Annotated in this window: 1 protein-coding gene; it reads right to left on the bottom strand. The window is 61.3% G+C overall.

Annotation, left to right across the window (positions count from 1 at the left end; translation table 11 throughout):
* Positions 1 to 322: ATP dependent DNA ligase (locus AF337_RS46485; RefSeq protein ID WP_483150625.1), on the bottom strand; the 322-nt coding region annotated here is incomplete at its 3' end.
* Between the last annotated feature and the right edge of the window lie 37 nt (positions 323 to 359).

The raw sequence follows: 359 nt of genomic DNA, 5'->3' as shown, positions 1-359 counted from the left end.
CGTCCGGGCAGGGCGCCCCTTTGTCCATCAACGCGCGCAACCTCCAAGCGTCGCTTTCCTTGAAGCCCGTGCCGACTGATCCCACGTAAATCAGGTGGTTACCCCGGCGAGCGGCCAGCAACAGCGATCCACTCCGCGGGCGACCGGATGCTACCTGTATGATACGGTCACGGTACTGTAACCTACCCGTTGCGGTTCCCCCCCATGCGCTCCAATTTTGAAATCTTGCTCGACACGCAGGAAGCCTCGCATTCCGCTCTCCGAAGCAATCCGGAGACAGTGAATCACGATCACGGCGGGCCTGGGCGAGCGACGTCTTCAACGGCCTGCCAGGTCCAATTCCGCCCGTAGACTACAGT

The sequence above is a fragment of the Rhizobium ecuadorense genome, assembly GCF_001187535.1.
Classification (GTDB): Bacteria; Pseudomonadota; Alphaproteobacteria; order Rhizobiales; family Rhizobiaceae; genus Rhizobium; species Rhizobium ecuadorense.
The sequence above is the reverse complement of the archived record's forward strand: the minus strand, read 5'-3'. Positions and strand labels throughout refer to the sequence as shown.